At 55.7% G+C, this 24990-nt stretch carries 35 protein-coding genes; 23 read left to right on the top strand and 12 right to left on the bottom strand.

Features of this window, described 5'->3' with window-relative positions; genetic code table 11:
* Nucleotides 1-13: 13 nt before the first annotated feature.
* The gene (locus AC3B6F_RS02590; protein ID WP_489823290.1) at nt 14-1093 is read right to left on the bottom strand and encodes an IS5 family transposase; all 1080 of its coding nucleotides are present in this window, start codon (nt 1091-1093) and stop codon (nt 14-16) included.
* Between the two features lie 219 nt (nt 1094-1312).
* A complete protein-coding gene (locus tag AC3B6F_RS02585) occupies nt 1313-2248 on the bottom strand; it encodes a hypothetical protein (protein ID WP_141353783.1) in 936 nt (311 codons plus the stop codon).
* A 392-nt stretch (nt 2249-2640) separates the two neighbouring features.
* Here AC3B6F_RS02585 and AC3B6F_RS02580 point away from each other — a divergent pair, with 392 nt between their 5' ends.
* A complete protein-coding gene (locus AC3B6F_RS02580; RefSeq protein WP_489823289.1) occupies nt 2641-3621 on the top strand; it encodes an IS481 family transposase in 981 nt (326 codons plus the stop codon).
* Between the two features lie 169 nt (nt 3622-3790).
* The gene (locus AC3B6F_RS02575) at nt 3791-4750 is read left to right on the top strand and encodes an IS110 family RNA-guided transposase (protein ID WP_489823288.1); all 960 of its coding nucleotides are present in this window, start codon (nt 3791-3793) and stop codon (nt 4748-4750) included.
* A gap of 177 nt (nt 4751-4927) precedes the next feature.
* Here the strand turns inward: AC3B6F_RS02575 and AC3B6F_RS02570 are convergent, their stop codons facing one another.
* Nucleotides 4928-5815 carry an MBL fold metallo-hydrolase gene (locus AC3B6F_RS02570; protein WP_211568951.1) on the bottom strand — a complete coding sequence of 296 codons (888 nt, stop codon included), beginning with the start codon at nt 5813-5815 and terminating at the stop codon, nt 4928-4930.
* Between the two features lie 52 nt (nt 5816-5867).
* Nucleotides 5868-6200, bottom strand: a complete 333-nt coding sequence (locus AC3B6F_RS02565) for a YciI family protein (protein ID WP_211570756.1) — start codon at nt 6198-6200, stop codon at nt 5868-5870.
* Nucleotides 6201-6315: 115 nt separating this feature from the next.
* On the opposite strand from AC3B6F_RS02565, the gene AC3B6F_RS02560 reads away from it, so the two are divergent.
* Complete coding sequence (locus tag AC3B6F_RS02560) at nt 6316-7209, top strand: LysR family transcriptional regulator (protein ID WP_211570755.1); 894 nt, start codon at nt 6316-6318, stop codon at nt 7207-7209.
* Between the two features lie 58 nt (nt 7210-7267).
* Here AC3B6F_RS02560 and AC3B6F_RS02555 read toward each other — a convergent pair whose 3' ends face one another.
* Nucleotides 7268-8014, bottom strand: a complete 747-nt coding sequence (locus AC3B6F_RS02555) for an SDR family oxidoreductase (protein ID WP_041240784.1) — start codon at nt 8012-8014, stop codon at nt 7268-7270.
* Between the two features lie 149 nt (nt 8015-8163).
* Between AC3B6F_RS02555 and AC3B6F_RS02550 the strand changes: the two genes are divergently transcribed.
* Nucleotides 8164-9078 carry a helix-turn-helix domain-containing protein gene (locus AC3B6F_RS02550; RefSeq protein ID WP_211570754.1) on the top strand — a complete coding sequence of 305 codons (915 nt, stop codon included), beginning with the start codon at nt 8164-8166 and terminating at the stop codon, nt 9076-9078.
* A 19-nt stretch (nt 9079-9097) separates the two neighbouring features.
* On the opposite strand, the gene AC3B6F_RS02545 is transcribed toward AC3B6F_RS02550, so the two are convergent.
* On the bottom strand, nt 9098-9580 hold the full coding sequence (locus tag AC3B6F_RS02545) for a DUF2938 family protein (RefSeq protein WP_211570753.1): 483 nt from the start codon (nt 9578-9580) through the stop codon (nt 9098-9100).
* Nucleotides 9581-9683: 103 nt separating this feature from the next.
* Between AC3B6F_RS02545 and AC3B6F_RS02540 the strand changes: the two genes are divergently transcribed.
* Nucleotides 9684-10136: an Rrf2 family transcriptional regulator gene (locus AC3B6F_RS02540; RefSeq protein WP_082666660.1), complete on the top strand. Its 453-nt coding sequence runs from the start codon at nt 9684-9686 to the stop codon at nt 10134-10136.
* Nucleotides 10137-10212: 76 nt separating this feature from the next.
* On the opposite strand, the gene AC3B6F_RS02535 is transcribed toward AC3B6F_RS02540, so the two are convergent.
* The gene (locus AC3B6F_RS02535; RefSeq protein ID WP_058988284.1) at nt 10213-11139 is read right to left on the bottom strand and encodes an aromatic alcohol reductase; all 927 of its coding nucleotides are present in this window, start codon (nt 11137-11139) and stop codon (nt 10213-10215) included.
* A 66-nt stretch (nt 11140-11205) separates the two neighbouring features.
* Between AC3B6F_RS02535 and AC3B6F_RS02530 the strand changes: the two genes are divergently transcribed.
* On the top strand, nt 11206-11658 hold the full coding sequence (locus AC3B6F_RS02530) for a winged helix-turn-helix transcriptional regulator (RefSeq protein ID WP_426067790.1): 453 nt from the start codon (nt 11206-11208) through the stop codon (nt 11656-11658).
* Nucleotides 11659-11946: 288 nt separating this feature from the next.
* Here AC3B6F_RS02530 and AC3B6F_RS02525 read toward each other — a convergent pair whose 3' ends face one another.
* Nucleotides 11947-12813, bottom strand: a complete 867-nt coding sequence (locus AC3B6F_RS02525; protein WP_489823287.1) for an NAD(P)H-binding protein — start codon at nt 12811-12813, stop codon at nt 11947-11949.
* 115 nt (nt 12814-12928) lie between these two features.
* Here AC3B6F_RS02525 and AC3B6F_RS02520 point away from each other — a divergent pair, with 115 nt between their 5' ends.
* From AC3B6F_RS02520 to AC3B6F_RS02480, 9 genes are all read left to right on the top strand, one after another.
* Nucleotides 12929-13291, top strand: a complete 363-nt coding sequence (locus AC3B6F_RS02520) for a winged helix-turn-helix transcriptional regulator (RefSeq protein ID WP_007284623.1) — start codon at nt 12929-12931, stop codon at nt 13289-13291.
* A 614-nt stretch (nt 13292-13905) separates the two neighbouring features.
* Nucleotides 13906-14169, top strand: coding sequence for a hypothetical protein (locus tag AC3B6F_RS02515; RefSeq protein ID WP_034953721.1), 264 nt, complete (start codon nt 13906-13908; stop codon nt 14167-14169).
* Nucleotides 14170-14239: 70 nt separating this feature from the next.
* On the top strand, nt 14240-14770 hold the full coding sequence (locus AC3B6F_RS02510; protein WP_489823286.1) for a hypothetical protein: 531 nt from the start codon (nt 14240-14242) through the stop codon (nt 14768-14770).
* Nucleotides 14763-15314 carry a transcriptional regulator gene (locus tag AC3B6F_RS02505; protein ID WP_489823285.1) on the top strand — a complete coding sequence of 184 codons (552 nt, stop codon included), beginning with the start codon at nt 14763-14765 and terminating at the stop codon, nt 15312-15314. Before AC3B6F_RS02510 ends, AC3B6F_RS02505 begins: the two co-directional genes overlap by 8 nt.
* Before the next feature lie 11 nt (nt 15315-15325).
* Complete coding sequence (locus AC3B6F_RS02500; RefSeq protein ID WP_211571531.1) at nt 15326-15613, top strand: DUF2312 domain-containing protein; 288 nt, start codon at nt 15326-15328, stop codon at nt 15611-15613.
* Between the two features lie 4 nt (nt 15614-15617).
* Nucleotides 15618-15914 carry a hypothetical protein gene (locus AC3B6F_RS02495; protein WP_211571529.1) on the top strand — a complete coding sequence of 99 codons (297 nt, stop codon included), beginning with the start codon at nt 15618-15620 and terminating at the stop codon, nt 15912-15914.
* A gap of 2 nt (nt 15915-15916) precedes the next feature.
* Nucleotides 15917-16339 carry a hypothetical protein gene (locus AC3B6F_RS02490; RefSeq protein ID WP_167495576.1) on the top strand — a complete coding sequence of 141 codons (423 nt, stop codon included), beginning with the start codon at nt 15917-15919 and terminating at the stop codon, nt 16337-16339.
* Nucleotides 16340-16393: 54 nt separating this feature from the next.
* Nucleotides 16394-17104, top strand: a complete 711-nt coding sequence (locus tag AC3B6F_RS02485) for an HD-GYP domain-containing protein (RefSeq protein ID WP_489823284.1) — start codon at nt 16394-16396, stop codon at nt 17102-17104.
* Nucleotides 17101-17322 (top strand): hypothetical protein, encoded by a 222-nt coding sequence (locus AC3B6F_RS02480; RefSeq protein WP_489823283.1) that lies wholly within the window; start codon nt 17101-17103, stop codon nt 17320-17322. Before AC3B6F_RS02485 ends, AC3B6F_RS02480 begins: the two co-directional genes overlap by 4 nt.
* Nucleotides 17323-17432: 110 nt before the next feature.
* Here AC3B6F_RS02480 and AC3B6F_RS02475 read toward each other — a convergent pair whose 3' ends face one another.
* Entirely contained in the window at nt 17433-18527 is a 1095-nt protein-coding gene (locus tag AC3B6F_RS02475) for a hypothetical protein (protein WP_489823282.1), read from the bottom strand.
* Nucleotides 18528-18683: 156 nt separating this feature from the next.
* Between AC3B6F_RS02475 and AC3B6F_RS02470 the strand changes: the two genes are divergently transcribed.
* The 6 genes from AC3B6F_RS02470 to AC3B6F_RS02445 all read left to right on the top strand — a co-directional run bounded on the left by AC3B6F_RS02470 (nt 18684) and on the right by AC3B6F_RS02445 (nt 21618).
* Entirely contained in the window at nt 18684-18815 is a 132-nt protein-coding gene (locus AC3B6F_RS02470; RefSeq protein ID WP_489823281.1) for a hypothetical protein, read from the top strand.
* Between the two features lie 12 nt (nt 18816-18827).
* Nucleotides 18828-19643, top strand: coding sequence for a hypothetical protein (locus AC3B6F_RS02465; RefSeq protein ID WP_489823280.1), 816 nt, complete (start codon nt 18828-18830; stop codon nt 19641-19643).
* A 742-nt stretch (nt 19644-20385) separates the two neighbouring features.
* Nucleotides 20386-20865, top strand: coding sequence for a single-stranded DNA-binding protein (gene ssb / locus AC3B6F_RS02460; protein ID WP_489823279.1), 480 nt, complete (start codon nt 20386-20388; stop codon nt 20863-20865).
* Between the two features lie 27 nt (nt 20866-20892).
* A complete protein-coding gene (locus AC3B6F_RS02455; RefSeq protein ID WP_489823278.1) occupies nt 20893-21171 on the top strand; it encodes a hypothetical protein in 279 nt (92 codons plus the stop codon).
* The gene (locus AC3B6F_RS02450) at nt 21164-21289 is read left to right on the top strand and encodes a hypothetical protein (RefSeq protein WP_489823277.1); all 126 of its coding nucleotides are present in this window, start codon (nt 21164-21166) and stop codon (nt 21287-21289) included. The genes AC3B6F_RS02455 and AC3B6F_RS02450 overlap by 8 nt, the downstream gene beginning before the upstream one ends.
* Before the next feature lie 152 nt (nt 21290-21441).
* The gene (locus tag AC3B6F_RS02445) at nt 21442-21618 is read left to right on the top strand and encodes a hypothetical protein (RefSeq protein ID WP_211591016.1); all 177 of its coding nucleotides are present in this window, start codon (nt 21442-21444) and stop codon (nt 21616-21618) included.
* Nucleotides 21619-21966: 348 nt separating this feature from the next.
* On the opposite strand, the gene AC3B6F_RS02440 is transcribed toward AC3B6F_RS02445, so the two are convergent.
* Nucleotides 21967-22119 carry a hypothetical protein gene (locus AC3B6F_RS02440; protein ID WP_194257252.1) on the bottom strand — a complete coding sequence of 51 codons (153 nt, stop codon included), beginning with the start codon at nt 22117-22119 and terminating at the stop codon, nt 21967-21969.
* Nucleotides 22120-22383: 264 nt separating this feature from the next.
* On the opposite strand from AC3B6F_RS02440, the gene AC3B6F_RS02435 reads away from it, so the two are divergent.
* Nucleotides 22384-23040, top strand: coding sequence for a hypothetical protein (locus AC3B6F_RS02435; RefSeq protein WP_489823276.1), 657 nt, complete (start codon nt 22384-22386; stop codon nt 23038-23040).
* Nucleotides 23041-23132: 92 nt separating this feature from the next.
* On the top strand, nt 23133-23354 hold the full coding sequence (locus AC3B6F_RS02430) for a hypothetical protein (protein ID WP_489823275.1): 222 nt from the start codon (nt 23133-23135) through the stop codon (nt 23352-23354).
* A 161-nt stretch (nt 23355-23515) separates the two neighbouring features.
* Here AC3B6F_RS02430 and AC3B6F_RS02425 read toward each other — a convergent pair whose 3' ends face one another.
* Both AC3B6F_RS02425 and AC3B6F_RS02420 read right to left on the bottom strand, forming a co-directional pair.
* Nucleotides 23516-24163 (bottom strand): hypothetical protein, encoded by a 648-nt coding sequence (locus AC3B6F_RS02425; RefSeq protein WP_346006568.1) that lies wholly within the window; start codon nt 24161-24163, stop codon nt 23516-23518.
* Nucleotides 24160-24942, bottom strand: a complete 783-nt coding sequence (locus AC3B6F_RS02420; RefSeq protein WP_346006569.1) for a hypothetical protein — start codon at nt 24940-24942, stop codon at nt 24160-24162. Before AC3B6F_RS02420 ends, AC3B6F_RS02425 begins: the two co-directional genes overlap by 4 nt.
* Nucleotides 24943-24990: the final 48 nt, after the last annotated feature.

Raw genomic sequence — 24990 nt, 5'->3', positions numbered from 1 at the left:
ACCCTCTGGATGGCTACGCGGCGGCGTTTATCCGCTCCAGGAAGAGAAAGCGGCGCATGTTGTAGACGATATTGGCCAGCCCGATCCTCATGGTGGCCCGGGTAATGCCGACAGTTCGGACGAACAACCCGGTCTGCGATTTCTGATCGGCAAAGACGTGCTCGACGCGGGAGCGGATCACCGACTTCCCTGCATTAGATTTCTGGATATGCCGGGGCATCGCTTTGAGATGCGGCTTTTTCCTGTGAACCTTCGAGACAAAACCCTGCTTTTCCATGAAGTCTTCATTGGCTTTTGAGCGATACGCTGTATCAGCCCAGACGCTTGAGGCCGTATTGGTTTTATCCAGAAGGCCCTCGCGCAGTCTGGCACCATCACTGGCTGCTGCATCCGTCGTCTTCCATTTCCGGATCAGTCGGAACTTCCGGTCGATGGAAACATGCGATTTGTAGCCAAAGAACGGGATGGCGAGATCGCTGGATGGCATGGTTCCATCATCCTGCCGCTTTGCCTTCGTGAACTTCAGTGTCCAGCGCGCATTACGGTCCTTGTGCGACAGCTTTGCGGGTTTGTCCTGCCAGTCTTTGGGGGTACGTCCTGCCCGGAGATCGGCTTTCTCTGCGTTGGTGTTCCGCTGCTTGGGAGCAGCCACCAGTGTGGCATCCAGGATCTGGCCTGACATCGGCAGATAGCCCGCGTTCCGCAGGGTCGCGTCAAATCGGTCAAACAGTCTTTCAATGGCCCCCGCCTGTGTCAGCCGTTCACGGAACAGCCAGATTGTTTTGGCATCAGGCACACGGTCCGACAGCCCCAGACCAAGGAAACGCATGAACGACAGGCGATCGTTGATCAGATACTCCGTCCGTTCGTCGGACAAATTGTTGAGCGTCTGGATGACCAGGATCTTGAACATCAACACGGGATCGAACGGCGGCCGTCCGCCCTTGCTTCCGTCTGAATAGGCCAAAGCCTTCTCCAGATCAGGGCGGAACACCTCAAAATCCACAGCCCGGGAAAACGCTTCAAGCTGATCACCAAGTCCGCTCAATCGAGCAAGCCGCTCTTCAACATCAAAGAAACCCGGCTGCTTCATCTTTCACCATACCCAATCAACGTAGGAAAAATGGAATCATAAAGGCCGACCCAAAACCAGTGGGTTTTTCGAACCCTCCATATGTAAACTTTCGATCTCGTGGAAGAACCGAGGTGGAGGGTTTTTCGAACCCTCCATGTGGGAGAAGCAGGGGCAGATAATAGTCATTAAAAAACGTCATAGAGCACGGTTTCTCCGGGTTGCAGACTTCATTTTTGGTCAGGCTCCAAAGAGCTTTTTCAGCATTCCGGACAAACCGCGATATTCTTTCGGTGCGATGATGTTTTCTGCCGGAGCAGGGCTTATGGGAGGAGACTTGATGTTTTTTCTACGGAGTTCAGAGTATTTCTCACTTTGTAGCTTTTTAGGGAGGTCAGAGACATTAAAGAAAAAGGTGAGATAACAACTACATCCAGTCGTCATGAGGTCAGACATCACCGTGTCTAGATAGGTTATATCTCCTGATAGATACCCACCTTCATCTGCCCAAGAACCACGCACGATGAATATCTTATGATCATGAGACTTATGGTTTTCTATAGGATAATCTTGATCTTCATCTAGGTTGTTATAGCACCATTGTGCTGCTATGGCGCCAGATTGGATTTTTAGTAAGTCATCTACTCTGGATTCAAAGTTTCCTGCCGTTAAGGCATTAAATGTTTTTGCCCATTTTATATTCATTCTGAAGGATTGGCAGACTGATTTTATCTCATCTTTGACGATCTTTTCAGTGACGTTCTGCTCCATTAGGAGTTTATAGAAATCAGAGACGTTTTCCAGAACACAATCCAATGTACTGTTTCGGTAAATCTCTACGTTCTCTTTGAAATTTTGGATACTTTTTGAGCATAGATCATCTATATCCAGCCACAGTTTTGTTGTGTCTCCCTTTATAGGGATGACATATGTCGATCTATCGTCACCAAGTGCTTGTACAGGTGTTCCGTTATTATCTTTTATAGTTTTGATATAACCAAGGCATCTGTTTTCATAACTCTCAACCATCGTCGGTATGTCATCTGAGTATCTGTCGAAAAGGGAGGTTATGAGCCTGAGTTCGTTTTGTATTTGATCGCTGTTAAGTGGTGATAATTTAACTGCGCGGTTCAGTTCTTCCTGAATGGCTTTGTATGGCGTTTTTTCAGTGCTCATTCTTAAATGCCTTATCTATCTGAACATGATCTTGATAGATTTCATGTGTTTGATCCATACCGAGTACGTGGAGCATGGATAAAAAGGTTAAAAGTACACGTCAGGTTAAATACCAGAACTTAATCTGGACTGGTAAAACATGGCATCAAACGGAACATATACGGTCAACGTCAGCGTCGTTGACAACGCTACAAAGAAACTGGCGAAGATAAACTCGTCTATCTCAAACCTACAAAAGCCTTACAACAGGCTGGCAAAACAGATCCAAAACTTCGAGAAGTTGTCAGGTCTGAAGACACTGCGCGAACAGACCTCGAAGCTGATCCAGCCTTTAGGTGTTTAGTCCCGGGATTTGATGGGGTATTATTTTCCCGCGAGTGGAAGGAAGCCTTATGGGACAGATACGTTATGGGAGCGCCACGACCACGCACGCCGTGCGAGCAGCAATACAGCGATCGCAGGCTTCGCTCGCGGCGCTGAGCAAGGAGTTCGGGATCAACCCGAAAACAGTTGCAAAATGGCGGAAGCGTCAAACGGTTGAGGATCAGAAGACAGGCCCTAAAGAGCCTCGCTCAACGAGCCTGACAGAAACCGAAGAAGCCATGGCAGTCGCTTTTCGTCGGCATACTTTACTGCCGCTGGATGACTGCCTTTATGCCCTGCAGGCCAGCATCCCTCATCTGACACGCTCGGCTCTGCATCGCTGCCTTCAGCGCCACGGGATATCCCGGCTTCCGGATATCGAGGGAGACAAGCCCAAACGACAGCGTTTTAAACGCTATCCCATCGGCTTTTTTCATATCGATATTGCCGAGGTCCCGACTGCTGAAGGCAAGCTGTATCTCTTCGTCGCCATCGATCGGACCAGCAAATTCGCTGTCACACAACTGGTTGAGAAAGCCGATCGGAAGACTGCCTGGGAATTCCTCGAATATCTCCTGAGCATCATTCCTTATCGGATCCATACCATTCTGACCGATAAGGGCATCCAGTTCGCTGATCAGCCCCGCAACCGCAATACGGCCTGGTCTCGCCCCATGCGCTTCGACATGATCTGCGAAGCTCACGGGATCGAACACCGTCTGACAAAACCCAACCATCCCTGGACGAACGGTCAGGTTGAACGGATGAACCGGACAATCAAGGAAGCAACCGTCAAACGCTTCCATTACGACAGCCACGAGCAGTTGAGGACACACCTCAGCGATTTCATGGCAGCCTATAATTTCGGGCGAAGACTCAAGACTCTGAACGGCCTCACCCCTTACGAATACGTCTGCAAAATCTGGACTTCAGAGCCAGATATATTCATCATCAATCCAACCCATCAAAACACGGGACTAAACACCTTATGTGTTTCCAGCCTGTTATGATGGCCTCATGAACGCCCTGGCCAAGGGCGTTCATGAGGTGAGATACAGCGTTTAACACCTGGTAGCCTGACCACGTTTTCTAGCAGGCTGATCTCGCCTCTCTTCACCGTCTCGAACAGTTGACGGCGGCCCGGTTCCGGGACCGCGAACATAAGAAAGAGAGAGTGATATGTCGGTGGAAAGTATTATTGGAATAGACGTGTCCCGAGACTGGCTTGATGGATTTTGTCTGCCGGGGAGACAGAGATTCCGTTTTCAGAATTCGCCTGATGGCCATGCCAGATTACTGGAAATTCTTAAGAGTATGCCTGACGGTCTCAAGGTTGGGTTTGAAGCCACAGGTGGACAGGAATGGGCGCTCTGGCGTGTTCTCATCAGTATGGGAATAAAGGCGGTCCAGTTGCCACCAGCACAGATCAAGGCTTTCGCATTCTCCATGGGGAAGAGAGCGAAGACCGACCAGATCGACGCGGAACTGATTGCGCGCTTCATGGTTATCCGCCCAGAGGCCGGCCGAACACTGCCGGATGCAAAACTCCAGCTTCTGCGGGCACGGACGGTGCGCAGAGCTCAGATGGTGGAGGCACGCAAACGGCTTTCTGCTCAGATTTCGGCGCGCCGTAAGCAGGGTGTGAGCGCTGAACTGGAGGAGATGGACAGCAGTCTTAAAGCATTTCTTGAGAGCCAGATCAGCGAGCTCGAACAACGGATTGAAGGAGCCATTGCACAGGGCAAAGAACTCTCTGCCAAAGCAGAGCTTCTCCGTTCTATTCCTGGTATCGGCCCGGTATCAGTCGCCATGCTTCTCGCCGAAATGCCAGAGCTCGGCCGCATGACAGCGACAGAAGCCGCTGCCATGAGCGGACTTGCGCCAATGTCTCACGATAGCGGCGCAATGCGTGGAAAACGTGTCATTTCAGGGGGAAGAAGATCTCTCCGCCACGTCCTGTTCCAGGCAGGATTAGCAGCTGCCTGCCATAATCCGGTTCTGAAAGCTGTTGCCAGGCGCATGAAAGAGCGGGGTAAGCCACATAAATTGGTGATCGTCGCTATCGCACGGCGTCTCGTCACAATCGCCAATGCCGTCCTCAAAACCGGCCTGCCATGGCGCATTAGCTCCGCCGCTTAAACACAGTTGCTAGGGCGTGTCGGCTTTCGGGTAACTGTGACAACCGCTTCCATGTCTGGAGAGAGGCGATAGCAGCCTGTCTGCTCATGCATCACTGAGCGGACAGGCAGACCAGGGGGGAAAGCGGAATGTCCGCAATGGAATTGAACGAGGTGAACAGCGGACATAATGGCAGCCCTAGAGGAAAGACCAACCCCTTCCCTGGTCGTATGTCATCACTTTTCCAGCGGATGTCATCGGAAAATGCGATGTGAATACTGCTGCGGTGTGTTCGGCGGCATAATTCAAAGCCCATTTGCGCGATATGATGGCTATCTGAGGATCTGCATCAAAAACGGCACTCCACTCCGGAATACATACCTGAATGGGGTGATGCATGACATCACCCGTGAAGAGCGCACGCTCCATACCTGATTTCAGCACGAGAGACGCGTGATGGGGCGTATGCCCAGGTGTGGGGTGAAAGGAAATTCCTTCAAGAACTTCGGATCCGTCTACGTCAATCTGATCCGCAAGATCCGCCGAGATAATCGGATCAACGCTATCAATGCGTGTCATGAAACTGGTTTTATTGCGGACGCTATCATGAGCCGGATTACTGAAAAAATCATATTCGGCTCTAGAAAAGACATATCGGGCATTCGGGAAGGTCGGAACCCAGATGCCATTTTGCAGGCGTGTGTTCCACCCCACGTGATCAACATGCAGATGGGTGAGAAGAACAAAATCGATATCTTCTGGTCGGACGCCAGCGCGCATCAGATTTTCAAGCCACACGGTCTGCAAGTGATCGAAAAACAGAGCAGCAGGTCGAGCCTTGCTATTTCCGGCCCCCGTATCCACAAGAATGTTCCGACCGCGATCCTTGATGAGCCAGCTATGAACGCTCAAAAGGACTTTCGTTTCTGAAGCATCCAGCGTTTCAGGTAGATCAGAATAGGCCTGAAGTGCCGTTGCATCATCCCAGTCAGGAAGCAACTGTTCTGGAGTGAGTGCTGCCAGCGTAAGATCCTGTATTTTTAGTATGCGGGCATCCCCTACAGCATACCACTGAAGATCGTTCATAATCCCAAGGCTCTCTTTTCGTTTTTATTTCTCAAAAAACACAACGCTGTCGTCATGAAGGGAAAAGAGACTTCAATTCTTGCGGGAGTTTGCCTGTTGCATGATCTGAAAGGCACCCGAATAGTGGGTCCCATTCTTCAATCCGCAGATCACAAATCAAACCTTCGGATGCAAAGGGATCACCGGCAATCATCGCGTCGATCTCTTGCCGATTGGCGCCTTTCATAATCAGAAAGCCGGAGCGCAATGGGGTCCCTTTCAACGGACCGGACGCCAGCAGGCTGCCTTCCTGAATAAGGCGCCTGAGATACAACACGTGTGCTGCGACATGCTGTCCCCAGCCCTCGCCATCAGGGTGATCCATGCGAACAAGATAAACAGGCATTTCGAAAGTCTCCACCAGAACTGGACTTGCCAATCACTCGAAGCCTTCAGCATATTCCTCTTTTTCGCTGGATAAATTGTCGATACGAGACATCAGTCACAACTGAGGATGATGAATGCTTGACCGGTTAACCAGCATGAAGATTTTTATCAAGGTCGTGGAATTGGGGTCCTTTGCTGCGGTCTCCCAGCATCTGACTTTGTCGCCGCAGATGGTCGCAAAGCATATAGAGGCTCTGGAGCGCCACCTTGGTGCACGTCTGTTACATCGGACTACCCGCAGACAAAGTCTGACCGAAACAGGCCGGCTCTATTGCGAGCAGTGTCGGCTTGTTCTGCAGGCTGCTGAACGAGCTGACAGTCTGGCAGCCAATACGCTTGGCACACCGCGCGGCACATTATCTGTCAGCGTCCCCGTCACCTTCGGGCGAACGGTATTTCTATCATTTATTCACAGTTTTCAAAAAAGATATCCAGAAATTCAAGTGCATTTATCCCTGACAGACCAACTGGTTCACCCCACAATGGATGGACATGAGGCTGTGATCCGAATTGGTGAACTGGAGACGGACCTTACAGCGGTCAGTCGTCCTTTGACGGCCTATCGTCGGGTCATCTGCGCGGCTCAAACCTATCTGGAAAAACACGGTTTTCCAGGGCAGCCCGAAGATCTGATGCGCCACGAGTGTCTCCTATATGAAAACTCCGGCGGCCCTGTAACCACGTGGCACCTTTCTCAGGGGAGCGTTACTCGACCTGTCACCGTGTCCGGGAAGATAATCAGTAATGATTCAAGTGTTCTGCATTCTGCAGCTCTTGGTGGCGATGGCATTCTGCTGGGATATGAGCAGGCTCTGCTTCCAGATATTAAAAGCAAACGGCTTGTCCGGCTTATGCCCAGGTGGAAAGTTCCGGACAGGCCCGTGCACCTGCTCTATAACGCAGGTCCGGTTATGACACCAAAGCTGCGGGTCTTTGTGACCGAGATTCAAGAGGCTTTCCAGCCTTAAGCCTCTTTTCGACGGTAGGGTGCCTGACTCCTAAGCTCAGTTGGCAATCAGTTCCTGTTCACCATCCCTGTTCAGTCGGAAGAACAAACAATTCTGCAACATCCATACGTGCAGGTGATTTCAGAGCAAAAAGGATACTGTCTGCTATGTCCTCGCCCTCGAGAAAGGTCATGGACGCTGCAAGGTCATCCATCTGTTTGCGGTAATCAGCATCTGTAATGTGATCGTAAAGCTCTGATTTTACGGCTCCCGGCTGAATGCAAGTAACGCGGATATTATGCTTTGGTCCGATCTCCATTCTGAGGCCGTCTGAAAACGCTGTTACCGCAGCCTTGGTGGCGCAGTAAACGGCGAGACCCGTAAAGACTTTCCGGCCTGCAATCGAGGACATGTTGAAAATATGGCCCGAATGCTGTGCGATCATCTGCGGAAGAACGGCTGCCGTTGCATTAAGAACACCAGATATATTGACGTCCACCATCTGCTGCCATTCGTCCACTTTCAGGCTGTCAACGCTGGATAGGGGCATCAGGCCCGCATTGTTGACCAGAACATCAATCCTTCCAAATTGGGCGATCAAGCTCTTTGCCGCTTCTTGACACGAGACAAGATCAGTAACGTCCGTCACCAGAGGAATGGCTCGACCGCCAGCCTTGGTAATTTCACTAACAAGCGTCTCCAGGCGATCATGACGACGTGCCGCCAGGCCGACTGTCATTCCTTCTGCTGCAAGTTTGCGCGCTGTTGCCGCACCAATGCCACTGGATGCTCCGGTCACCAGAGCAATTTTTCCTGCAATATTCATAATCTTCTCCACACGACGAGCCTTCAATCGGCCTTAATTGTCGAAGGAGGTGTAAATTATGCCAGAAGATATCTCGCTTGGCTTCTTGCTGAAACTATCGCGATTTTGCGCTATAGATAGTCGCGCATGGAAATGAGAGAGTGTAGCAGATGGTTTTGTCCTGCCTTCCTTCTCGGCGTGCTGCCAGTTTGACACTGGAGCAACTTCTCCCCGGGAAGAAAGTCGCGCAAAGTGAAGGGGATGTCTGGAAGGATGTTGACGTCCAGATATTCACTCGCCCGGTACAAGAAGACGAAATTCTTGTACCTGCCGTCGCAGAACCCCTGCTTGTTTGGGTTATCCGCGGAGAAGCAAATATTGAAGAGCGTGAACTGACAGGGCCTTGGGAACAGAGCAAGGCAAGAGCAGGAACATTTTACCTCACGCAGACGGACACACCCTATCTGATGCGGTGGCAGGGCAAGGGAAACACTTGTTTTGAAGTGTTGCATCTCTATCTTGGACTTGAGCTTGTCGATCGAGCTGCCATGTCATTAAATCTGACTTCATCCCGTATTCGAATGCAGGATGTTTCGGGCGGGGAGGATGCTTTCATATCAGGCATTTTGAGTGGTCTGATAGCTGAAATGCAATCTTCTGTTATTGCAAATCCCTTATTTGTAAATGGCCTTCTGGAGAGTCTGACAGTTCATCTTTTAAGACAGTATGCTGATACCAAGGCTAAGATAAAGCTACGATCCACACTCTTGCCCACATGGAAACTGCGTAGAGTTCTTGATCATATGGAAGCACATCTGGCTGAACCATTTGATTTGGATTGTTTTGCTGCTTTGTGTGGCATGAGCCGTTTTCACTTCAGTCGCTCATTCCGTACAACCACGGGACAAACTCCCTCTGGTTGGTTCATGCAGCGCCGGGTCCAGAAGGCATCAGAAATGCTTTGTAAGACCAATGTTCCTATTATCGAGATTGCCTTGGAGATCGGATACGAAAGCCCAAGCCACTTTGCTCAGGTCTTCCGCAGAGTGACGGGTGTCAGTCCTCGTGATTATAGAAAAATGTAATCAGTACATGAGTAAGGTTTCAGCAAAGACCTTGGTAAAAAATTTCTCCTAAATACAGTCCCATTCCAAAGACAGCATGAGCGCTTATACTGAGAAATAGTCCTTTTTCAGGATTGGGGGCTCTAAGCCCGAAAAAACCGCCGCCCAGAGCAGGTTTCATAAACAGAAAAGGGGCTAAAAGGGTAACAAGTCCGAAGAGTAGACCATTTAGCAGTGTGGGGACTGTCTTTGCTATAACCACCACAAAACTGAGGTACAGTGCGGCATAAACAGCACCAATCAGATAATGAAATGCCCAGCCGACAGGTGCCTCTCCTTTCAGGGAGGGTCTTTTTCCAATCATTGGGTCATAGATCCTGCCATCGCGCCACCCTATGACCCAGCGGCCGGTGACAGGCCAGTTGGCTGCAGGAATTCCAGTCAATGGTTTCTGGGCCTGTTGCCAGATATCGGATGCAGCAGTCGCCACGACGCCGACTGTCAGAATTTCGAGCAAATTCATACAGCATGTCCTCGAAGTAAGAGTGTTCGCGCACACTTTCATGTCACTTTTCGAGTTTCATGATATACTGACGAAATCGCACTCTAGCAACACATGAAGTTACATGAGACAAGACAACAGATTATCCTGTGTGCTCCACGTACTCCTGCATATGGCAGAAGCAGGTGGTCCCATGACGTCAGAAGCTCTGGCTCGCGCCCTTAACACCAACCCCGTGGTTGTGCGACGTCTTATGGGCGGTCTGCGTGAGCATGGATATGTACACTCCGAAAAAGGACATGGCGGCGGGTGGACGCTTTCATGCCAGTTGGATCAGGTAACGCTGCAAGATATTTACGAGGCTCTTGATGCTCCAAGATTATTCGCCATAGGGAACCGGAGTGTGGAGACTGAGTGCCTTGTCGAAGAAGCCGTTAACCACGCCATGAGTGGCGTCCTTGCGGATGTTAAGGCCCAACTTCTCGCGCGTTTTGGCCAGATTACACTTGCAGCACTTCATGCTGACTTCCATCAGAGGCTAGCAGAACGGCATGCTCCGGCGACGCTCTGCAAGTAAACTAAGGGGGCGAATGGCTAGGATTGATGCAGACCTTGTGTCTCCCGGAATTCAGATGTCGCAAACAGTGAGATGTTTACGCTACATGACGTTGCTGGTGTTTTAGCCAGGCTATGGCGTCGGTCACCTCAATGCCCTGTAAAGCGTTAAAAGTCCGAACCTTGTCCCAAGCCACGCCCGTATCGCGTGCGAAAGCAAGACGGTATTTCCGTATTCCATCGTCAGGGTGTGCAGCGACTTCTGCGCGTAGCCAGTCGATTTCCCACAACTCCCGAGTGACAGGGCGGCTGAGATAGTGCTCCATCTTTCCGGCGAGCTGAGCGTAGGAAAACGTATCCCCGGCAACGTAAACCACCTCGTTCTGGATCGGCGGTTTATGGGCGAGGATGCTCGCTGTAAGTCGTCCTATATCTTCGGAAGTGGTCACGGTCAGGCGGTTATCCCAACTGCCGAGTGCGCGAACCTTGGCACCTTGAAGATCCACCAAACCGAAAGCTGGCTCAAACAGAAAGCTGGTGAAAATTCCTGTCGAAACGATTATCCATCGGGTCGCAGATTGACCGCGCAGCATGTCCCTTACGTCTGATTGCTCATCAAATACTGGCTGCCCGCTGCCACGTCCAACAACATCGTAATCGACACCAAACTGCCACGGCACATAACAGTCCACCCCAGCCTTCAGGACGGCACTGGTAATTTTACGCTGTGTACCGGGACCACCAACAAACCCGGTACAACATATAATCGTATTGAACTTGGCGAAGAGGACGGAGAGGTCCTCCACCGTTTCCGTCGCAAGATCAGCATAAACGATCTGCAGGCCTTTTTGCTTTAATTGTCGCGCAATATCCGTCCTGGTGCTTCCGCTTGATGGTCTGAGAAGAACGCTGATCGATCGGGCGCATTCCGGTTTCTGTTCAAGCAGGCCGGTGATGACGGCCTGACCAAGCTCTCCGGCGCCGATGACAAGGGTTTCAATGACAGGGGTCTTCATCGCTGGCATCAGGAATTCCTTCTGGTTATGAAGTTAAAATAAGACGCGATGCGGGAAAGCGAAGAAGGTACACGAGTGATACCGTTCGATAATCTGGACTTCGATGCCGTGATGGCTCAGTCGCAGGCAGCCTGTGCTGCTCTCAGTGACAACGATGGCGGGTTGAAGCGAGAAGTGCTTGCGCATGCCGGCAACAGATGGTCACTCGGTATTGTCCATATTCTTGGTGTTGCTGGTACTCTGCGACACGCAGAGCTGGCGCGGCGGCTTGATGGGGTTACGCAGCGTATGTTGACGCGTTCTCTTCGTCAGTTAGAACGCGACGGTCTTATTATTCGCCATGATTACGGTGAGGTCCCGCCACGGGTGGATTATACTCTCACTCCGTTGGGAAAGGGGCTGCTCGTAGGAATGATGCCTCTTTGGCGGTGGATTATTGACAACGCTGCGGCATTCAGAACGGCACGCGATCGGTTCGACAGTGAGAGGAATAGCACTTTCGTTGAGTCTCGTGACGGTCTGAATTAGCAACAGTGTTTAAGCGGCGGAGCTAATGCGCCATGGCACTCCGCTTTTGAGGATAGCGTTGGTGATTGTGACGAGAGGCCGCTCAAACACAGTTGCTAGCCGCCCCGGACGCCATAGCCCTGGAAAGCCATCTGGTCGAGTGCCCTGCAACGCCGACATCCAGTTGGACCTGACCTCCTGTTGAACTACGCCACCAGCGTGGTCATGTACCCGCAATTCCAAGCCTACTTGCACCGGTGGCGCGGACCTCCGTCGAATGGCGCAGCAAAGCACCCAGCAAGTGCGGTGCTACGACTGCCCCAGTCCTCCGGCGATACTCGCCAGAATTTCGGCTAGGGAACACGGCGTGCCTCCGGTCAAACGCACGATGTCACCGCTGACGATGTCGTAGGCGCCACGCGCCTGCCGCGCCTTCATCGATACCACGGCATCGGCAACCACGTCAGGCAGACCCGCTTTGAGCAACCCGGCTCGCAACACCTCGGCGGGCATAACGTTCAAGGCAAAGGGCCGCTGGATCTGCTGCGCGACCAGTCTGCAGACCGCTTCGCCACGCAGGGCTTCAGAGCCTGTCAGCTGATATATGGCGCCCTCGTGGCCCTCGCTGGTCAATGCGGCGGCGGCAGCTTTGGCCACGTCGCCGCGCGAAACGAAACTGACGCGGCTGTCCTCAAGCATCGCAAGCCCGCCTGCCGTCAAAGACATCCGCACCTCTTCGACCAGCGTCTCGGAAAAATAGCTCATACGCAGTATCGTCCATGCGGGGATCGCGCTCTTGATCAATGCCTGCTCACTGCGCCAATACGCCGCCCCAACGGCGGACTCCCCCTCACGCTGCGTCCCGGTTGCCGACAACAGGAAGACGTGACCGACCTCGGCCTGTGCAGCGGCATCCACGGCCGCCAACATCTGGCGCGAACGAATCCCCGGCCGCAGATCAGCCCCCGGAATCAACAACAGGCGATCCAGGCCCTGATAGGCCGCCACCAATGTCTCGGATTGGTCGTAGTCGCCTAAGCGACCTGCGTAGGTTCGATCGGTCTTGGGGGTGCGCGAAATCGCCACCAAGTTTTCGGCCGCAACCGTTTCCGCCAACGCCTGAACAACTGCGCTACCGAGCTGGCCGCTGGCACCGCTCACACCTATTTTCATCATCAGATTCCATGGTTATTTATGGTTCTTTAGGATAAATTTGTTCCTATAAGCTAACAAGTACGCATGAATTCATGCGTCAGGAACACCCAGGTTCCTGTCGGCCCAAGGAGTAGCAATGGAAAATGTAGAAGCGGAATGTCGCGGCCTGGCAGAGGTGATTGCACGCATTGGCGACAAGTGGACGGTCATGGTCTGTGGCCATCTCTCAGAAGGCACCCATCGTTTCAATGCGTTGAAGCACCGCATCCCCGGCATCTCGCACCGGATGCTGACCATCACTCTGCGCGGGCTCGAACGCGATGGACTGGTGGCTCGCAAAGCCTATGCTACCGTCCCGCCGAAGGTTGAGTACTGTCTGACCCCATTGGGGCAAAGCCTGACAGGACCTCTGGCAGCCCTGGCAAGTTGGGCACGCGAGAACCGTCCCGCCCTTGAACAGGCCCGCGCCGCATTTGATCGTCGTGCCGCGCAGGACTGAACTGGCGTTGAGGTGTGATGAAGCGCGCCGTCAATCAGCGGCGCATGCGGGGCATCATTCCATCAAGTTGAACCACTTAACCATGCGCTCGCTCAGGTGTTTGTCCAGAGATGTCGGTTCATTTTGCTACAGTATAATTACCAATATGCGCAGCATCGTGAGGCACATGAGCGGAAATTACTGGCAGACGGGAACAACGGTGACGGCATACGCGAGTATGTCGGACTTGCCACGCGCACATGTCCGGTTTTGGGAATCTTTATCGCGCTTTGTATGTCGAGGATGAAGGCGGAAGCTGTCGCTGTCATAGCGCCGGTTGGCCAGCATGGCTTTGTCGTCCGAAACTTTCTGTAACTTTCGGATGCTGAGGGAAATGCTGTGGTGCGGCTTCTTCCAACACAGCGTTACAAAGCGTCAGGTCTCGGACTGGAGGTCTGAGGCCTGCCAGTAGGGTCTGTCGTTTCAACCTCATCCGGTCCCTTCGCTGAACTGCACTCACAAACGCTGTCGTCATACTGCCGGGTATGACCGAGCACTCTCTTTCTCTTGGGCAGCCAGATCTGCCCGAATCAACACTTTCTCTCCCACTGTCTTCCTCTTGGATGCTTGGCAGCATGGTTCTTTCGGCGACCATGCTCCTCGGGTTCGGCTGGCTCTTTTTCCCGCTGGACGTCCGGATGGTCTGGACCATGCTTGCACAGGCGATCCTTTTCTCTCTGGCTATCTCCGTTCTTGTGATGGACGTCATGCGCGTGTGGAAGACGAAAGCCTTCATGCCGCGCTGGCATGTCCTTGTCTTCGTTCCGGTCTGGGTGGCTGTCGGCCTGTTCAACCTCCGGAACGCCTATGACTGCATGAAGGCGGCAGGCCAATGGTGACGTTGCGTGACTGCACTCACAACAGTCTCCGGCAGAATATCCCGACGGCTACAGACGACGGGGCATCACAGTGAAATTTGGCGGTCATCAACCGAAGGCGCGGGTCTTTCGCAAGCTCAAGGCAGAGATGCAGCGTGAAGTCTATCAGTCGGTTCTCCAGCACGTCCGGACCTGTCTGAACCGCGGGCCGTATAATGTCCTTGAACTCCGCGCGAACCTGACGCCCGAGCAGGCGGGTGCTCTGCCGATGGCTTTGACGACGCTCGCCCAGGCTGGAGAAATCGCGGCTTTGGGTCACAGTGTTTATGCCCGGGTGCCGTGGATGCCGGCCACGCGAACGGTGAAAACCTCGCCCATCGAGGATCTTGTCTTTGCGTCCCTGACCGAACATGAAACCGCCAGCGAAATCGCGACATGGCTCGGCCTCTCCGTCGGTGAGGTGCGTGAGTCCCTTGCGGCTCTGGAGCGGGCGGGGCTGATCGAGGAGCGAATGGATCCGCGCCGCCCCAACCGTTACCGGATTGTCTCGCCTCATATGGCCAAACACATTCGCCGGGGTGCACAGGACCGGACCTTTACTGACATCGCCCGGCATGGCTGAGGCGTTGCGTTTTCGGGTTATCCCCCAAAGCAGTGGACAGCACTGTGGGCAACCGAAGGCAGGACATGTGGATTCACGGTCCGTTCGTCCGGGGCACAGGCGCGCGGCGCTGTCCATCGCAGGCGAGCTCTCCGCTATCGGCTGGGGCGTGCGTCAGGCGTCCCGCCGATCCGGCGTTTCAAAGGACCGGATCCTGCGCTGGCAATCGGGGCATAGCATTCCTGATCCGGCCTTCCTCAGGTGGCTTGCGGCCCTTGGGATGTTGCATCGTCGACTGAGCCACCCACTGGCCCGGGCTGTGCCTCCCGCGGGCAACCGGCCTCCACTGAATGGTTACGCGATGAGCAGTGCTCTCATGACCATTGGCTGGTCCGAACGCACGCTTGCAGAGCGCCTCGGCGAACACCGGACCGCCCTTCGCCGCCTTATCGAAGAACAGGGACATCTTCCGGAAAGGCAGTCCCGCTGGCTCGAAGCGCTGGCAGACGGTCATCGCGATCTGCCCCGCCCCCTTTCACCCATCTGTTACTCATCCGATCCCTGAAAGGTTGACCCATGTTGCAACGCGTTTCGCCTCCTGAGGACTCTCAGGACAATCAGGCTGTCGTCGCAGGCGGCATCGCCGCCGACCGGCTGCGCTCCATTATCGAGCGGGTCGAGCGCCTGGAAGAAGAGCGCAAGGCGCTGAGTGGTGACATCAAGGACATCTTTGCCGAAGCCAAGTCGGCCGGGTTTGACGTCAAGGTCATCCGAACGATCATCCGCCTGCGCAAGCAGGAGCCCGGAGAACTCGAGGCTCAGGAAACCCTTTTGCAGATCTACCGCCGTGCCCTGGGAATGTGACCTGATGCAAGATGCCCCACCGCGCCGCCGCATCGCCGAAGCCGCAGGAGAGATTCTGGTCTGCTGGCCAAGTGTGGGCCTGCTTCTGTTTGCCTTTGTGGTTCCCCGGCTTGGCGCTGTCATGGGACCCGTTTTTATGTTCGGTGGCTGCGTTGCATCCATGATGGGACCGGGTGTTCCCGATATCGGCGAGGATGGACGCGACTACGGGCTTGAGCGGAGGCGGGGAGTGGTATTTGCCAGTCTCGGTCTGGTGCTCTGCCTGCTTTCTCTCTCCAGACTTTTGCTGGATCGGTTCTGATCGTGCCCGTACCGTTGTTTACGGACTGGACCCCAACGTGCGTCACCAGTGTCCGTTACATCTCCACTCTGGGACCGGCTCGCGCTGTTGGGACGGTGCCGCGTCGGGTCTGTGGCGCCAGGTGTCTGGCTGGGGTCAGTCTGTTTCTTCTGACGAATGCGGCGGATGGATTTCTCGGTCTGGACCAGTTTGCAGGGCAGGGGGACTGGCATCTGTCCGGACTGGGCCAGCCGGTCGTCACGCTGTCGCTCTGGCAATGGATGCTTCTGGCCTGCGTCACCCTGGGTCTTGTGAAACTCGCCGAAAGGACGGCCGGGATCCTGTCCGGACGTGGGCCGCGCCGCGCGACCGGGATCAAGTTCCTCTTCACCTGCGTCGCTCTGGCTCTTGGCGGCCTCGCCCGCGGTCTGATCCATCCGGGATAACCGGACTCACATTGGCCGCGCTTAGAGTGATCTTACACAACCGGTAGAGGAAAGATGCCTGAACTGCAGACACTCCTGAAAGAGGTGGTGAAACTGCCTGCGTCCTATCGGCGGCAGGGCCCGCCTCTTGTTTCTCTCCTGGCACAGATTGCCCAAGGAGATGACGGACATGGCCAGAGGGTCGGGCGCCTCGCCGGCCTGCTCGGCCATCTGACGGGGAGCGGATTATCGTCGAGCGCGCTTGAACTGGCGGGCCGATTGCACGATGCAGGCAAACTGCTCCTGCCCGACAGTCTCCTGAATTATCCGGGTCGGTTTAACGCCCGTCAGATGCTGGTGATGCGACAGCATCCGTCGCTTGGTCTCGGAGCGCTGTTTCATCTGTCAGCCGATATCCCGACCCTCGTTTATGAGGCCGTGCTTCTGCATCACGAACGCTATGACGGTGACGGCTATCCGTTCGGAATGAAGGGTCAGGCCATTCCCCTGGCCGCCCGCATCATCGGCCTCGCCGACGTGATCGACGCCTTGCTCTCCGCCCGGGCCTATAAAACAGGACGGTCTCCGCGGCAGGTGAAAGACTGTCTTCAGGAGCAGGCGGGTGGCGCGTTTGATCCTGACCTGGTGCGGCACGCGATCACCTATTTTGATGATCTGCTCGCCATTCGCCGCACCGTTGCGCAGCCGGTTCAGGGATATCAGCCCATGCCCGGCCGGTCACCCATGACATCCCGTAACCTTAATCTTCGGAACACTCTGCCATGATGCCTCTCCCGCTCCCGCCCGCAGCCCATGCCGCCCCGTCTGAGACTTCCCCTATGAAGCTTCTGGCCGACGTCGCAGACAGGCTTTTTACAGAAAACCGGAGAGAAGAGGGGCTGTGTGTGGTTGAGGCCCTTTATCTTCAGGCAGATGCTGCTCTTGGAGGCAGTGAGAGGCAAAAGGAGCGGGATGCGCGTGAGACAGGAGGAAGTCGGGTATAACCTCTCAAAAGGAGAGAGGCCCAACACGCGCGCCTGAAAACGTCTCCTCGCCACGCTTTTCGAATAGCGCGTGGCTGGGGGAGGTCAATTTCTTCGTGCGGGATGGCTGATCAGATATCATCAGGGCGGGAGGCCGCGTGGAGCTTGACCATCAGCGCTGTGGCCTCGAGAACAGTTCTGGATAACACCTTCATCTGGTCATGAAGCGCCTTTTGTCTGGCGAGTGTTCCTTCAAACATCGCCCCCATATTCTCGACATATGTCTGTATGATTTCCAGAGTATCCTGCTGGGAGCGGGCCACACTCTCCCAGTCACTCGGGTTCTCGTTTTCGCACTTGAGGAATCCGGGGAAGACGAGGGGTGCAGACTGGTTGTCGAGCGGCAGTCGTGTGTCTTTGAGACCCATGGGCCAGTGCTCAAGGCAGAATGAGATTCCCGCCAGCAGAGAGGGTGGCAGGGACAGAAGCAGTTCGGTATCTGGAAGGTGAAGCTCTCCCGTTTCCGGAAAGCCGGTATAAAACATGTGCTCACGGTACCACGTCTCCCGGCCGCCCATGTTTTCGAGTGTTTCACGCCAGAGGCCCAAAGCGGCCTCCGCCTCCTGATATGCCGCCTGACTGTTGACCTCCGCCTCATAAACGTGGCTCCACAGATGATGGGTTCCAACCCCGGGAAGCCAGTCGTTCAGTCTGAAAGATTCCTCATCGAGAAGAGGTGTACTGCCAAGGACGAATGCGCCCTGAGACAGGATGCAGCAATAGGCAACAATACGGGTGCCGCGCCATTCTCCCCGCAGAGCGAGAGCCTGCTTCAGGACGGCAGGGAACAGCACTTTCCGGGTACGGGCGCTGTAACTGCTCCATTCGCACTTCTGTAACGCCAGCGGCGCAAGCGGATCAACGATGGCTTCGGGGTCGCTCAGGGTTCGAAGGCGCACGCCGTGTCGGGACAGGTGGTAGGCCCAGAGAAAAACCATATCATTCGGGCGCGCATCCCCGATCGTGAAGGCGTGCAGGTCGTAACGCTGAAACGATCCTACGGAGCGGAAAAGGGTCCCCGTGCGCTTGAGGTAGGTTTGCAACGTGCGGACAAGGCTCTGTCCGACAAAGACCGTTCCATCTTCAAAAAGCAGGCAGACGATCAGCCGAAGCTCGTCGTGGGGATGACAGCCAGAACGGGCTGACTTGGAAATGCGATGGTGCATGGCTATCCCGGGTCATGACAATGGATCCCTGCACTCTGTCATCGCGCGATGTGAGAGCGGGCCGTGGGGTGGCCAGCATCTGCGCGCCTTCTAACAACCGCGCAGCAAGCCGGCACAAGAGAAGCCGGGGGCGGGTCGGGACGTGAAGAGTAGAGCGTGGGACAGGAGAGAGACGGGGTCAGCCACAGGCCGTCCGGCCGCCACAATGGTTCGGCCGCACGCGGCCCGCGCCTTGGAGGGCGCGCCATTGTCCCGGCCAGCCGTCTGCGCCTGCGGGAAAGCATCTGAAAAGAGAAAAGGATGTTTTCCGTGGCTACTTCCGTCACAACAGTCTTCACGCTCACCGGGCCGCAGGATCGTCTGCGCCAGATCGCCGAAGAGCGCGCTTACCGGACCTGCGCAGCGGATCGGATGACTTGGGAAGACGACACCACACTGGTGATGACCCTCGAAAACGGCACCGGCACGCCCTTCCTTCATCATGGAGACGGACTGTCAGACGAGTATCCCGACGTCAGTATCCGGGGGATGGAATATTTCGACTGCTTCGATGATCCGAGCTTCGCCAAATGGCAGGGCGGCCAGCTTGTCTATGAGGCAGAACTCATCACCGTTTTCTCAATCCTGTTTCCAACGGATCCTTCGAGAGACTGGGCGGGCTGTAGCGCCAGCTTCTGGCACAGGTCTCAGCCTCTCTCGGCGGCCATAGCTGAGAACTGTCCGGACTTTGACCTGATGCCATTGCGGCAACTGGCAGGGCCAGCGCCCGGATGGGTTCAGACCTCAGATGGCTTCGCCACCCTTTTCCTCCGGCTGCCCTCAACACCCGATGCGCAGGATGGTCTCGGCGTGATCTTCTATCCGGGGATCGGCAAAAGCACCCTGCTGACAGGTATCGACCGCTTCGGCGGCGTGGCCCTGTTTAGGCGTCAAGCTTATGGACAGATAAGCGCACAGTGTCCCGAACTGCGTGCTGTCCTGCGAGAGTGCTGGAAGGCTGACGAGAAGAAAAGGCGCAAGGCCCGTCAGGAACGCAGGGTTTTGAAAAGGAAGGCGAGCAAGGAGGGAAAGGCCAGTCTTTTCCATCTTTTCGATACTGACCCGTGGGTGGTTTGAAGGGCAGAAGAAAAGCAGGATCGGGGCGGCCCTGAAGGGTTCGTTCACCCTATCTCACTAGGCTCCTGCGTCGCCAAGTTCGACCGAGCCACAGGATCCAGCCGCCCTCGGTCGGGCGTCTGGCCCCTGCGTCTCGGCCCTTCCGGGTAACGGTTCACCCGCGTTCTTTTCCCTGAACGAACGGTCCTGGTCTGGGGGATCTGTTCGTGCGACGGCTTCTCAACCTCCCCGGCCAGTCCTGCGGACCGCCCGGGGAGGCACGTTACAGGGAGGCGGCCTCGCATCCAGCGTTCAGTCTGACAGTCGCCGTGCCAGTCCGTAAAGCCTCTCCGCGACCTTCGGCGGCAGGTGTCAGGCCCGCATCTGCTGCAGGGCCGCACGCGACCCCGCATCAGTCGCAGACCGCCTCCTTTGCTCAGGACGCTCCGGGCTTGACGGCCTGTCCCGTCGCCCGTCTTGGCCGGTGGCAGGATGGGCTCAGGAAAACGCCACCTCCCTTCCACTCTCGTCGTCGTCAGTGTGCTCGCCGCACGGGCAGGATGGGTCTAGGAAAACATCAAATATAATTTCAGTAACCAACAAGTAACTATCCCATTTCGGCGGCTTTATTTCTCTGAAAACGGCAGTTTTCTGCCGTTTTTCGTTGACGATCACAAAGTAAAAACCTAATATCTATTCATGGACAGAGGCGATGACGCCGAACAAGTCCAGTCGATACGTTCCCGAAGTCTTGGAGGCTCTCATGGCTGGTTCCGTTAACAAAGTCATTCTCGTTGGAAACCTTGGTATAGACCCGGAAGTTCGTCATACGCAGTCCGGGTCCAAGATCGTGAGCTTTACCCTCGCCACGTCTGACACATGGAACGACCGCCAGAGCGGCGAACGCCGTGAGCGCACCGAATGGCACCGTGTCGTCATCTTCAATGAGCGGGCTGGTGACGTCGCAGAGCGCTTCCTCCGCAAAGGCCGCAAAGTCTATATCGAAGGCGAACTCCGCACCCGTAAATGGACAGATCAGGGCGGTCAGGAGCACTACACTACAGAGGTAGTTATTGACCGTTTCCGGGGCGAGCTGGTGCTGATCGACAGCAACCGGGGCGAGGGCGGCTTTGGTGGTGGAAGCAGTGGCGGCCGGTCCGGGGGGGCGTCTGGCAACGCAAACCGCAATGCGGGCTGGGACGCACCGAACGGGAACGATCTTGATGATGACGTGCCGTTTTGATTCGAGGAAAAAGGAGCGTAGCGCCAGATGAACAAAGACCGCCTCATGGCGCTGCTGCCCCCGCCGCAGCGCTCCAAACACAAGGAAGACCGCTATAAGGCGATTGCCAGCGTCCTTCAGACATTCGCCCTTAGCGCGTGGGGGCTCGGCATCGTGACCCCACTCATCTCCGGGACAGGACCGTTGACCCCCATGCGTACCGTCACATGCTTTTTTCTGGGAGCCGCGCTTGAGGCAATTTCTTTGACTTTTCTGGCTTATATCCCCTATCCTGAGGACAAGACGGAGGCGAAAACCAATGGATAACGTGACCCAGAGTATCCTGTTTATTCTTCTTCCTGCCGCTGTTTTCACCATCGGTCTGGGGCTTGCGATTGGACCCATTGCGTCCCGGCTGGCAAAGCTGCGAACGTCCCATCAGTGATACCGACAGGCGGCCTCCGGGCCGCTTTTTTTTGTCCGCTCGTTTAGTCAATCAGGCGGACGCGCCTCGACGGCGCGAGTTTTGATGCCCCCGACTGCTCGCCCCCCACAGGGGGGCTGCGCCAGGACAGCGAAGAAGGCTAGAATACCCCCATGTCACGACAAACCGTAATCCGCATTGGGGCTCTGGTCTTTCAGGCAGCCATTCTTCTCATGATCTGGAAGGGCTTTCTGCATCCCACCCGGGGAGGTCTGCTGGTTCTTGCCGTCGGGTTTGTAGCGTTTTTTCTCACGCGGGAGTCTTCGGGCAAAAATCAGGGTCATAGGTAAAAAAAGCAAAAGAGAGATCGGGGCGGCCCTGAAGGGTTCGCTCACTCTATCTCACTAGGCTCCTGCGTCGCCAAGTTCGACCGAGCCACAGGGTCCAGCCGCCCTCAACCGGGCGTCTGGACCCTGCGTCTCGGCCCTTCCGGGTAACGGTTCACCCGCATTCTTTCCTCTGAACGTATGGTCCCGGACTGGGTGCCCGGTTCGTGAGACGGCTCCTCGTCCCTCCCGAACGGTCCTGAAGGACCGCCCGGGAGGGCCGTTCCACGACAGCGTCCTCGCATCCAGCATTCAGTCTGACAGTCGCCGTGCCAGTCCGTAAAGCCTCTCCGCGACCCTCGGCGGCAGGTGTCAGGCCCGCATCTGCTGCAGGGCCGCACGCGACCCCGCATCAGCCGCAGACCAGCCACCCTTGCTCAGGACGCTCCGGGCTTGACGGCCTGTCCCGTCGACCGTCTTGGCCGATGGCAGGATGGGCTCAGGAAAACGCCACTGTCGTTCCACTCTCGTCGCCGTCAGTGTGCTCGCCGCACGGGCAGGATGGGTCTAGGAAAACGACAGGTATTCATAAAGTAATCAAGAAATCTTTTTACTTGCCGCACAAAAATAAATAGCGCTTTATGGCGGTTTTCCGCGCTTTTTCTCTTGTCGCGAAAGGGCGAAAAGGCTATCTTTTACTTGTCGAGAGGGATTGACCCTCAAGACAAAGCGCCCCGAACGGTGTCCTACCACCGAACGGGACTTCGCTAGACTAGAAAGGTAATTTTCATGTCCGACGCATCCAACACCATGTCCCAGAACGCTTCTCAGGGCAACTATTCCCCCGCCGCTGTCCGTCGCTTCAGTGAAGCACAGCGCCGCACCAAGGCTCTTGCCTCTCCGGGTCTCGCAGACATTCTCCGTCTCGTTCCTTCTGACGATCAGATTGCAAAAATCGTGCCCGCGTTCGGTGTCGAGGCCGGTGACGCCGACGAACTGACCGGGGCAGGGTCCAACATGGTGCGCGAGCAATACGACCTGATGTTTCCCATCCTCGTGACCCGCATCCGGGGCGAGGAGAATTTCAACGGCCTGCGGATGCACCTCGACCGCGTGGTGGATGGTCTGATCCGTTCCGCCTACGGCGCCGCAAACTTCTATGAGAACCGCCGTATGATTGCCATTGACGCGGCTGACAGCTTCAAGAACGCCGACCGTGACGAAGACCGCATGGGCGTGGACGGTGGCGAAAACCGCGTGGACGGCTTGCGTCGCATCGCCGCCGAAAACGGCGCGAAGGCTTATGCGCTGGCCTGCGTCGCTTCCGGCGCATGTGCCGCCTATGAAGAACTCATGGGTCAGGCTTGGAAGCCCTACACCCGTGACAATGGCCGCAGCCTCTCCCGTGACGTCGCCGCCGTTCAGGCCGACGCTATGGGCTTCTAAGTTAAGCCCGCCGCGCCCACAGGGCGCGGCCTCTTCCTGTCCCTCTGCACATCGAAGAGCGACCGGCCCCGCCCGGTCGTGGAGCCTGTCCCATGTCTCACCCACCCGCCGAATATGTCCCGGACGTTAGCGCTAAGAGCCTTCCTCTCAGGAGGCTGAAGCACCTTGCGCGTGGCTTTGCCATCGCGGACGCCCTCATGACTTTTTTGGAAAATACCCGCTTTGATTCTAGCATCGAGAAGGCCGCAGAGGATGCGCGCGCCGCAGGTGCCACCCCCGAGGAGATCCGGGCCGCCTCGAACGGCCTCGCCTGATCGGCCTCGGCCAGGTCCACACACGCAAAAGGCGGTTCCCCTGGGAGCCGCCTTTTTTGTTGTTCGGTCAGACCGCGCCAAAATGGACACAACCGCGCAAGCGCGGTTGTGAAGTATATTGCGTCAGGGCTTCGCCCTGGCCCGGGTGTGCAAGAGTTCGCTCAGGACTTCGGCAGGATCGGCGGCGGGACAATCTGACACCATGACGCGCCCTTCGTGTCGAACGCTTGATGTTCCTCGCAATAACGGCCTACACGCGCAGCATAGCCGTCATATGTGTAACCGGATGCAAAGCCGAGCCCTATCAGCATCGCCCCAGCCAGTGTCATCCGCACATAGGCGCGCCATCGCGCTTCCTTGTAGAACTGGCGCTCATGCGTCGGAATTTCCGTCCGCAGCTGGTCGAAAACTTCCTTGCGCAGCTCCGAGGTCACGCCAGAGACGATCCGCCCGAGGGTAGCCTGCAATTCGCGGTCTCGAAACAGTTCCTGTTTCTCGACATTCCGCGCCGCGACTTCCCCCAGCTTTTCGACCTGCTGACGGCTTTCGATGAACTGGTCCCGCAGGGTAGTCTGTTCCTGCTTCGCCATCTCGATGATGTCGCGGGCTTCTCCTCTGAAATCCTGCATTTCAGCCGCACACGACAGAGCGAGCCGCGCGAAGGCGTCCATGGTGGCACGGGTGGCGGAAACCCATTTCCCGAACGGCGAATACTGGTCCATCCCTTCCAGTCGGGCCGCCTCTTCCATCAGGCGGCCCGCGTCCTGCAACGCGTGCAGGGTGGAAAGAGGTGTTTCAGCGTCACTCATGGGAGCCAGCCTTCGACTTTTTCAGCAATGATGTTGCTTTGAATCAGGTCAAACCAGCGTTTGACCTGTGCGCGACGCAACACGTCAAACGGTGTTCCGCAAGGACGTGGCGCACTTTCCATGACCTGTTGAAAAGACAGCCCACTTTCAATAATGGCGGGCAGGACGCTTAGTCTCGGAATTCTCAGAAAGCGGACTTCGCAATCTTGCATCTGCTCGAAAAGTGGCTCCTCAATTAGGCGAGCAAAAGCTCGGTCCGGGTCGTGTCCCACGGGCACAGTCCAGTCGTTAAATACCAGCAAAGCTCGCTTCGGGCGGAAGAGTTCGCTTTCCCAAAGGCGTTTGATGTAATCGACATCTCCGGGCTGGGGCCCGCACATGAACAGGCCGGTGACTTCGAGACCAATACTCTCCGCCAGAGCGATAATTCCTTCCTCTTTCGCCCAGAGTTCAAGTGTCCGATCCCCGCCACCGACATCGACAAGAAGAGACTTTTTTTGCTCGGCAGCCGTTCCAAATGCCTCTGAGAACCACTCGCGTAACACCCCAGCATCCTCGTTCTTGGGGCGCGTGAGACCATAACGCTCATAGATTGATTTGAACGCAGAGAGCCCGGGATTGCGTGCGTCCCCGTCCGCAAGAAGAGGCGGGCGCCCCTGCATGATGGCAATTTCCGCAAGCGCCGCCTCAGCCGTAGATCCTCCCAGATTACCGCGGCCTGCTTTGACTGTCGCAGAAGGGTTACGGGGTAACTTGGAAGGGATAGGCTTTTCACTCATGACAGGTCCTTACTTTCAATGCCTTCTCCTTCTCAGAGAGGAGAGACC

The sequence above is a fragment of the Gluconobacter sp. ESL1110 genome (assembly GCF_058107395.1).
This window is presented reverse-complemented; position numbering and strand designations above follow the sequence as displayed.

What these genes read in the sequence shown, in the direction of transcription:
- AC3B6F_RS02590 (WP_489823290.1), bottom strand. Translation starts at nt 1,093, where the DNA reads ATGAAGCAGCCGGGTTTCTTTGATGTTGAAGAGCGGCTTGCTCGATTG.
- AC3B6F_RS02585 (WP_141353783.1), bottom strand. Translation starts at nt 2,248, where the DNA reads ATGAGCACTGAAAAAACGCCATACAAAGCCATTCAGGAAGAACTGAAC.
- AC3B6F_RS02580 (WP_489823289.1), top strand. Translation starts at nt 2,641, where the DNA reads ATGGGACAGATACGTTATGGGAGCGCCACGACCACGCACGCCGTGCGA.
- AC3B6F_RS02575 (WP_489823288.1), top strand. Translation starts at nt 3,791, where the DNA reads ATGTCGGTGGAAAGTATTATTGGAATAGACGTGTCCCGAGACTGGCTT.
- AC3B6F_RS02570 (WP_211568951.1), bottom strand. Translation starts at nt 5,815, where the DNA reads ATGAACGATCTTCAGTGGTATGCTGTAGGGGATGCCCGCATACTAAAA.
- AC3B6F_RS02565 (WP_211570756.1), bottom strand. Translation starts at nt 6,200, where the DNA reads ATGCCTGTTTATCTTGTTCGCATGGATCACCCTGATGGCGAGGGCTGG.
- AC3B6F_RS02560 (WP_211570755.1), top strand. Translation starts at nt 6,316, where the DNA reads ATGCTTGACCGGTTAACCAGCATGAAGATTTTTATCAAGGTCGTGGAA.
- AC3B6F_RS02555 (WP_041240784.1), bottom strand. Translation starts at nt 8,014, where the DNA reads ATGAATATTGCAGGAAAAATTGCTCTGGTGACCGGAGCATCCAGTGGC.
- AC3B6F_RS02550 (WP_211570754.1), top strand. Translation starts at nt 8,164, where the DNA reads ATGGTTTTGTCCTGCCTTCCTTCTCGGCGTGCTGCCAGTTTGACACTG.
- AC3B6F_RS02545 (WP_211570753.1), bottom strand. Translation starts at nt 9,580, where the DNA reads ATGAATTTGCTCGAAATTCTGACAGTCGGCGTCGTGGCGACTGCTGCA.
- AC3B6F_RS02540 (WP_082666660.1), top strand. Translation starts at nt 9,684, where the DNA reads ATGAGACAAGACAACAGATTATCCTGTGTGCTCCACGTACTCCTGCAT.
- AC3B6F_RS02535 (WP_058988284.1), bottom strand. Translation starts at nt 11,139, where the DNA reads ATGCCAGCGATGAAGACCCCTGTCATTGAAACCCTTGTCATCGGCGCC.
- AC3B6F_RS02525 (WP_489823287.1), bottom strand. Translation starts at nt 12,813, where the DNA reads ATGATGAAAATAGGTGTGAGCGGTGCCAGCGGCCAGCTCGGTAGCGCA.
- AC3B6F_RS02520 (WP_007284623.1), top strand. Translation starts at nt 12,929, where the DNA reads ATGGAAAATGTAGAAGCGGAATGTCGCGGCCTGGCAGAGGTGATTGCA.
- AC3B6F_RS02515 (WP_034953721.1), top strand. Translation starts at nt 13,906, where the DNA reads ATGGTTCTTTCGGCGACCATGCTCCTCGGGTTCGGCTGGCTCTTTTTC.
- AC3B6F_RS02505 (WP_489823285.1), top strand. Translation starts at nt 14,763, where the DNA reads ATGGCTGAGGCGTTGCGTTTTCGGGTTATCCCCCAAAGCAGTGGACAG.
- AC3B6F_RS02500 (WP_211571531.1), top strand. Translation starts at nt 15,326, where the DNA reads ATGTTGCAACGCGTTTCGCCTCCTGAGGACTCTCAGGACAATCAGGCT.
- AC3B6F_RS02495 (WP_211571529.1), top strand. Translation starts at nt 15,618, where the DNA reads ATGCAAGATGCCCCACCGCGCCGCCGCATCGCCGAAGCCGCAGGAGAG.
- AC3B6F_RS02485 (WP_489823284.1), top strand. Translation starts at nt 16,394, where the DNA reads ATGCCTGAACTGCAGACACTCCTGAAAGAGGTGGTGAAACTGCCTGCG.
- AC3B6F_RS02480 (WP_489823283.1), top strand. Translation starts at nt 17,101, where the DNA reads ATGATGCCTCTCCCGCTCCCGCCCGCAGCCCATGCCGCCCCGTCTGAG.
- AC3B6F_RS02475 (WP_489823282.1), bottom strand. Translation starts at nt 18,527, where the DNA reads ATGCACCATCGCATTTCCAAGTCAGCCCGTTCTGGCTGTCATCCCCAC.
- AC3B6F_RS02465 (WP_489823280.1), top strand. Translation starts at nt 18,828, where the DNA reads ATGTTTTCCGTGGCTACTTCCGTCACAACAGTCTTCACGCTCACCGGG.
- ssb (WP_489823279.1), top strand. Translation starts at nt 20,386, where the DNA reads ATGGCTGGTTCCGTTAACAAAGTCATTCTCGTTGGAAACCTTGGTATA.
- AC3B6F_RS02455 (WP_489823278.1), top strand. Translation starts at nt 20,893, where the DNA reads ATGAACAAAGACCGCCTCATGGCGCTGCTGCCCCCGCCGCAGCGCTCC.
- AC3B6F_RS02450 (WP_489823277.1), top strand. Translation starts at nt 21,164, where the DNA reads ATGGATAACGTGACCCAGAGTATCCTGTTTATTCTTCTTCCTGCCGCT.
- AC3B6F_RS02445 (WP_211591016.1), top strand. Translation starts at nt 21,442, where the DNA reads ATGTCACGACAAACCGTAATCCGCATTGGGGCTCTGGTCTTTCAGGCA.
- AC3B6F_RS02435 (WP_489823276.1), top strand. Translation starts at nt 22,384, where the DNA reads ATGTCCGACGCATCCAACACCATGTCCCAGAACGCTTCTCAGGGCAAC.
- AC3B6F_RS02430 (WP_489823275.1), top strand. Translation starts at nt 23,133, where the DNA reads ATGTCTCACCCACCCGCCGAATATGTCCCGGACGTTAGCGCTAAGAGC.
- AC3B6F_RS02425 (WP_346006568.1), bottom strand. Translation starts at nt 24,163, where the DNA reads ATGAGTGACGCTGAAACACCTCTTTCCACCCTGCACGCGTTGCAGGAC.
- AC3B6F_RS02420 (WP_346006569.1), bottom strand. Translation starts at nt 24,942, where the DNA reads ATGAGTGAAAAGCCTATCCCTTCCAAGTTACCCCGTAACCCTTCTGCG.